We start from the raw sequence: 6,472 nt of genomic DNA on the forward strand, positions 1-6,472 counted from the left end.
TACTGCTCCCACCCGGTCCGCTGGGCGTCCGGCTGCACCAGGTGAGCTTCGACTACGGGGGCCGGCCCGTACTGGACGCGGTCGAGCTGACGGTCCCCGCAGGGCAGACCCTCGCCCTGGTCGGCGTCTCGGGGGCCGGCAAGTCGACCTGCGCCCACCTGCTGGCCCGCTTCTGGGACCCGTCCGAGGGAGCGGTCCACCTGCTGCCCCGCGACGGCGACCCCGTCGACCTCCGCGACGTGGCCGACACCGAACTGCGCCGTGCCGTCGCCGTCGTGGGCCAGGAGACCCCCCTCTTCCACGGCACCCTCACCGAGAACCTGCGCCTCGCCGCACCGGACGCGGACGACGAACTCCTGGCCGCGACCGCCCGGCTGTGCGGCGTCGACGGCATCGCCTCCCTGGACTCCCTCGTCGGGGAGCGCGGCTCCACCCTCTCCGGCGGCCAGCGCGCCCGTATCGCCCTCGCCCGCGCCCTGCTGGCCGAACCCAGGGTGCTCGTGCTGGACGAGACGACCGCCCACCTGGACAACGGTGGCGACGCCCGACTCGCCGCCGCGCTGGCCCGGGGCGACCGCGCGACCATCGTCATCGCGCACCGCCCCGCGACGATCCGCCGCGCGGACCGTATCGCCGTGCTGGAATCCGGCCGCATCGTGGAGGAAGGCACCTGGGCCGAACTGACCGCCCGCCCCGACGGCGCGCTCAACCGAGTCCTCACCCTCACGCCACTGTGACACCCCGTGTCGGAGCGTGAGACGGTCACGGGAGGCGCGAATGCTGTGCACGGTCGCCTTCAGCTGTTGCGTACGGTCGCCTTCAGCCCGTGCTGTCGGGGCGGGACTGGCAACCGGAGCACACACCGGTGAGTTCGACGGTGTGCTCCACGGCGGCGAAGTCGCAGTCGGCGGTGACACGTTCGGCCCACTCCTCGACGGCCTGGGAGTCCACCGGTCGGCTGTGGCCGCATCGGCGGCAGATCAGGTAGTGCCGGTGCCCGTCGGCCGGCCGCGGCCGGAACAACCGCCCGCCGCCGCCTGCTTGCACGACGTCCACACTGCCCGTCGCCTCCAGGTCCCGAAGCACGCGGTAGACAGTCGACAGCCCGATGTGCGTGCCGCCGGCCACGACGCGTGTGTGCAGGTCCTGCGCGGACACGAAGCCATGGCACTTCGTGAGGGCCTCGACGACGGCTGAGCTCTGCCAGGTCGCCCGCTGCCGGGCGGTCGGGAGGTTCACGCCGGTACCTCCAGCGTCGTGCCGCATCGCCGATGACGTCCTCTCCAACGGGTCCAACAGGTCCAACAGGTGCAACGGGCCCAACAGTTGCGACAGGGTCAGCAGGCCGGTCAGTCCTTGAGCGCGACCAGGACGTGACTGTCGCCGAACTGCCAGACCGGGGTGATGTGGGAGAACCCCGCTTGCGCCAGGAGGTCGCTGTGGTGGGCCAGCGTCAGGTCGTTGTCGATCCCGTGGCCGGCGAGCGCCGCCTGCCGCTGCTCGCGTTGGGCGAAGAGGTCGGCCAGTTCCGGATCCTGGGCGGCAGCGCCCCACCAGGCGTCCCAGGTCTCGTGGTCGTGCGTGCGTGAGCGTTCGGCCCGTCGTCGCCCCACATGGGCGGTGAGCTCCGAGCAACGCCGGTCGTCCGGGGGGTCCGGGGGGAAGTGGTCGCCGTTGATCAGGGTGCCTCCGGGGCGCAGCAGGCTCTCCAGTCGGCGGTAGGTCCGCAGCAGGGTCCTTTGCGAGAGGTAGTGGAGGGCCGTGGTCGAGACGACCGCGTCCAGGGGGCGGTCCAGACCGAGGGTGTCGGTCCAACCGCTGCCCCCGATCACGGCGTCCACGTAGCGGGCGGCATCCGCGTGCTGGGTACGGCCGAGTTCCAGAAGGACCGGGTCCATGTCCACGGCGACGATCTCCGCGTCCGGCAACCTCTCGGCCAGCCTGGAGGCCAGCGATCCCGGGCCGCAGCCGAGATCGAGGACCAAGGGCCGGTCCTGGTGGGCGACGACGTGTTCGACGACGTCGGCTATGACCGTGAAGCGCTCCTCGCGGGCGATGGCGTAGTGCTCCTGCTGCCGTTCCCAGCGGTCCACCCACAGCTTGGCCGTCTCCATACTTACGCCCATGCTTCGCGTCGCCTCTTCCGTCTCTCAATTCGCCGGGGGAGCACAGAACTTACCCCTTATTGGAAACGGTTTCCATTCGACTGGCCGATTACTGTCCCAAGGTCGTCAGTACGGCCAGAAGGCGGTCGATCTCCTGCGCGGTGTTGTAGACATGGAGACTGACCCGCACCGATCCGTCCTGCTTGTCCGTACCCGCCTGGCACAGGTTGTCGGCCCGCACCATGAAGCCGTGGCTGTACAGGATGAACCCCAGGTCGTCCGACGGGATCTCGCGATGCCGGAAGGTCACGATGCTGTGGCGTCGCTGCACGGCTGATTCGGTGCCCAGACTGATCTGACAGCCCAGGATCTCGTACGGAGTCAGACGGCGGAGCCCCTCGGTGAGCCGTGTGCCCAGGGCGGACGTCCAGCGCGCGATCCGCTCGGTGTCCGCCGCGTCCAGCCAGTCGAGCGCGGCTTCCAGGGAGGCGATGCCCACGGTGTTCGGAGTGCCGCTCCAGCCGCCGGGCCGGAACTCCCCTCCGCGTCCGGGTGCGTTACGGGCCCAGACGGCGCCGGAACCGGGCAGGGCCAACGCCTTGTGCCCGGAGAAGACGACGAAGTCCACGTCGAGCTGGTTCACGGACACCGGGAGATGGCCGATGCTCTGGGCGGCGTCGAGACAGATCGGCACGTCCGGACCGACCGCCTCCCGGATGCGATGCACGTTCATGTCGCCGCCGTACACGTGGTGGACGTGTGTGGCGGCGACGAAGCGGGTGCGCGGGCCGACGACTCCGGCCAGCGCCCGGTGGTCGTAGTCGCCGGACGACTCCTGGTACGGCAGCTCGCGCAGGCGCACCGTGACGCCCTGCCCCGCCAGCAGCCGCCGCGCCTCCTGCCACGGGTCCAGGTTCGCCCGGTGGTCGGCGAAGGGGACGAGGATCTCGTCGCCGTCCGTGAGGTGGCCGGGGAGCCAGTCACGGGCGATGCTCCGCAGACCTTCGGTGGTGCCGCTGGTGAAGTGGACGCCCGAGCGCTCCGGTTCGGAATCGCGGAGGAACTCCTTGACCCGCTGTCGTGTCCGTTCCACCAGTGCCGTGGTGTGGTTGGCCCACGGATAGCTGCCCCGCCCGGCGTTGGCGTTCTCCGTTGTCAGATACCTCTGCACGGCGTGGAGCACGGCCTGCGGCTTCTGCGAGGTGGCGGCGCTGTCCAGGTAGGTCACCTCCGGGTGTGCGGTGAGGATGGGGAACTGCTCCCGCAACTCCCCGTGCCAGTCCGCCAGTTCTGTCAGAGCGGGATCGGTCATGGCGTCAGTCCCTCACCAGCGGCGCACCGGCGTCGCGCCACGCGACGATCCCGCCGGTGAGACTGCGCACGTCGGGGTGGCCCATGCGGGTCAGCAGCGCGGCATAGCGGGCCGACTTCTCGCCGACCGGGCAGGCCAGCAGCACCGGCTGCCGTTTGCTGAACGGCAGCCCGCCGCGCACGAGTTCCTCGAACAGCTCGTCGGCGATGTTGACCGAGCCGTCGATGTGCAGCGCGGCGTACGCGTGCGGGCCGCGCAGGTCGACCACGAGGGGCCGCGGTCGCCCGTCCTCGATCCACCGCCGCGCGTCCGCGGTGTCGATGACCGTGGCCTGCGCTCGCACCTCGGCGTCGGACAGGGCAGCGGCGGAGTTCTTCCGGGGCGGTCGGCCCAGGAGCTCGGGGCGGCGCTGCCGCACGTAACTGAGGTAGCTCTCGGCGCGGTCGCAGACGATGAACACCGCCGTCCGCCGCTCCGCCGTACCCACCTGTTCCAATTCCGCGTCCACCGTACGGAGATGGCGTACGGCTCCCTCATAGGCGGCGCCGCCGGTGGGGCCGGCCAGCAGTCCGCAGCGGCGGATCAAAGTCAGCATCCCGTCGATGGCCTCGTCGGCGGTGACCGATTCGATGGTGTCGTAGGTCGCCGGGTCGAACAGGCCCACCTGATGCACCTCGTCGATGGTGCGGATGCCGGGGATGAAGTCCGACTTGTGGGCGACGAGCCCGACCACCCGTACTCCGGGATCCTGTTCGCGCAGCACCTGGGCGACGCCCGTGGAGGAGCCCGCTGTCCCGACACAGGCGATGAAGCAGTCCGGCGCCCGTCCGTCCAGGTCCTTGACGATCTCGGGGCCGGTGCCCGTGGCATGGGCCTCGGTGTTGCGCGCGTTGAAGTACTGGTCCGTGTGCAGATACGTGTTTCCGTCCTCGGTGAGCGCCTGGTAGAAGCGGGTCAGAGGATCGTCGGTGTCGGTCGGGTCGAGGCATTCGCTCTGCCCCGGCAGCTCCTCGATCTCCGCGCCCAGCAGCAGGAGAAGCTCCTTGATCTCCGGCACCCGCATACGGTTGGTGACGCTCTTGAACTTGAGACCGTGCATCCCCGCGAGCAGGGCGAGGGCCTTGGCCGTGTTGCCGCTCGACAGTTCCACGACCGTCGCACCGCGCTCCGCCGCCGAGGCGAGACCGGGGCGGGCCATGTGCCATGCGGCCCGGTCCTTGACCGAGCCGAAGGGGTTGAGCATCTCCAGCTTCGCGTACAGGTCGATGTGGCGCAGCCCGTGCACGGCCGGATCGATGCGCACCAGTGGCGTGTTGCCGATGGCGTCCGTGATGCTGTCGTACCTCATGAAACCGGTCCCCCTCGCGTGATCGGCCAGTACTCCTCGTCCAGGCACCAGTGCCAGGAGTCCCCTTCCGCTGTGACGGCGACCGTGCGGGCGACCGGCTGCCTCTGCGCGTGGTGGGCGTGGAAGTCCATCGCGTATCCGGCGGTGTTGACGAAGGCCAACAGATCACCGGGGTGTGGCATCCGGGGCAGGAAGACCTTGCGGCGCGTGATCAGATCGGCCTCCAGGCACAGGTTGCCGGCCAGATAGACCCCCACCGGCCCGCCGTCGGCGTCCGGTCGGGCTCCGGGGCGGGGGAGGAGCACCGGGTCGACGAGCACACCGTGCTCCTCCAGGCTCACGTCACCGGCGTTCATCCCGAGGCGCACCAGGAGGTCGTCCGAGTCGGCGCCGGCCCGACGCACGTCCAGCACGCGGGCGAGCGTCAGTCCGCACTGGTCGACGAGTGCCCTGCCCGGTTCGCACACGAGGTCGTAGAGGTGCTCCAGGAGCAGTGTGCCCAGCGGGCGGCCCGAGGCCGGGGCGGGGTGGGACAGCAACTCGTCGAGATACCCGGGCCCCGCGGTGGCACGGTGGGCCGGGTAGAGCGCCTGCGTCCCGCGCAGGGTGCCGCCCTCGTTCCGCAGACCGTAGCCGTGGCCGCGCCACGTCAGCGCGGGACGGGCACCGAGCACGGCCTGGGCCAGCTCGGTGGTGTAGTGCTCCCACTGTCCCGCGTCGGCGACATAACCGACCCCGAAACCGCCGCCGATGTCGATGACCCGCGGGTCCATTCCCCGGGCGCGGCACTCGTCCATGACCGTGATGCAACTCTCCAGCGCGACGGCCTTCTCCGTGACGCCGGTGGTGTCCAGGTGGTAGGCGACCCCCGTCAACCGGACGGCGTCCCGGTACCGTTCGACCGCGTCGAGCAGGCGGTCCACCTCCCGCACGGGCGAGCCGAAGCGGCTGCGCCGGAAGAGCACCCGGGTGCCCGACGCGGCGGACGCGGAGGCCTCGAACTCGGACAGCCGCAGCAGCACATCCGCTCGGGGCAGATCGTACGTCCGTATCAGCCCGGCCAGTTGCTCGAGTTCGGCCGGGGAATCGATGTTCACGCAGGCACCGGTGCGGGCGGCCAGCCACAGGAACTCGCGGTCCTTGGGACCCGTGGCCATGATCCGGTCGGCGGTGAATCCGCACTCCAGCGCGTGCCGCAACTCGCCCAGTGAGGCGACGTCGATGCCCACCGCGGCCGGGTCGGTCGCCGTCAGCCGCCGCACCAGGCTGTGCGCCTGGTTGGCTTTGTGCGCGAAGTACACCCGGCCGGCGAGGTGGTGACCGCGGTAGACGCCGCGGAACCCCGCCGCGTTCTCGACGATCCGGTCGGGCAGTAGCACGTTGAGCGGTGAGCCGAGCGATTCGGCGAGGGAGTGGAGGAAGGACGCGGCTTCCAGCAGCGAGTCGAGCGGTGGCTCCAACCGCGGCTGCAGATACAAGGGCGCACGCACGGCAGGCCCCCTTTCCGGGCACGGGCGGCTGCAGCCCCCGGCGGTCGAGCGACACCGTCGAGCGCCGGCAGCCACTCAGACAACCGTTCGGGGATCATCATTTCCCGTTGTATGTGCCTTTAAGCCCTGAGAGCGGGAGCAGGCAGGGTTCGGCCACCCGCGGGTTCTCTGCAGCAGTTCAGGGGCGCGAAGAGAGGGCACGTGGGGGTGGGGGGAG

General features: G+C 70.5%; 6 protein-coding genes. 1 reads left to right on the top strand and 5 read right to left on the bottom strand.

The annotated features are described in order from the left end of the window. The coding region (locus tag P1P70_RS38075; RefSeq protein ID WP_319245926.1) for an ATP-binding cassette domain-containing protein at window positions 1-737 on the top strand (737 nt) is incomplete at its 5' end. Between the two features lie 82 nt (window positions 738-819). On the opposite strand, the gene P1P70_RS38080 is transcribed toward P1P70_RS38075, so the two are convergent. The 5 genes from P1P70_RS38080 to P1P70_RS38100 all read right to left on the bottom strand — a co-directional run bounded on the left by P1P70_RS38080 (window position 820) and on the right by P1P70_RS38100 (window position 6,255). Next, the gene (locus P1P70_RS38080; RefSeq protein ID WP_319245928.1) at window positions 820-1,239 is read right to left on the bottom strand and encodes a transcriptional repressor; all 420 of its coding nucleotides are present in this window, start codon (window positions 1,237-1,239) and stop codon (window positions 820-822) included. A 110-nt stretch (window positions 1,240-1,349) separates the two neighbouring features. Next, the gene (locus P1P70_RS38085; protein WP_319245930.1) at window positions 1,350-2,126 is read right to left on the bottom strand and encodes a class I SAM-dependent methyltransferase; all 777 of its coding nucleotides are present in this window, start codon (window positions 2,124-2,126) and stop codon (window positions 1,350-1,352) included. An 88-nt stretch (window positions 2,127-2,214) separates the two neighbouring features. After that, window positions 2,215-3,417, bottom strand: a complete 1,203-nt coding sequence (locus P1P70_RS38090) for an aminotransferase class V-fold PLP-dependent enzyme (RefSeq protein ID WP_319245933.1) — start codon at window positions 3,415-3,417, stop codon at window positions 2,215-2,217. 4 nt (window positions 3,418-3,421) lie between these two features. Continuing rightward, window positions 3,422-4,765, bottom strand: coding sequence for a pyridoxal-phosphate dependent enzyme (locus P1P70_RS38095; protein ID WP_319245935.1), 1,344 nt, complete (start codon window positions 4,763-4,765; stop codon window positions 3,422-3,424). Next, entirely contained in the window at window positions 4,762-6,255 is a 1,494-nt protein-coding gene (locus P1P70_RS38100) for a Y4yA family PLP-dependent enzyme (protein WP_319245937.1), read from the bottom strand. Before P1P70_RS38100 ends, P1P70_RS38095 begins: the two co-directional genes overlap by 4 nt. Between the last annotated feature and the right edge of the window lie 217 nt (window positions 6,256-6,472).

Source organism: Streptomyces sp. MB09-02B (assembly GCF_033794485.1).
GTDB lineage: Bacteria > Actinomycetota > Actinomycetes > Streptomycetales > Streptomycetaceae > Streptomyces.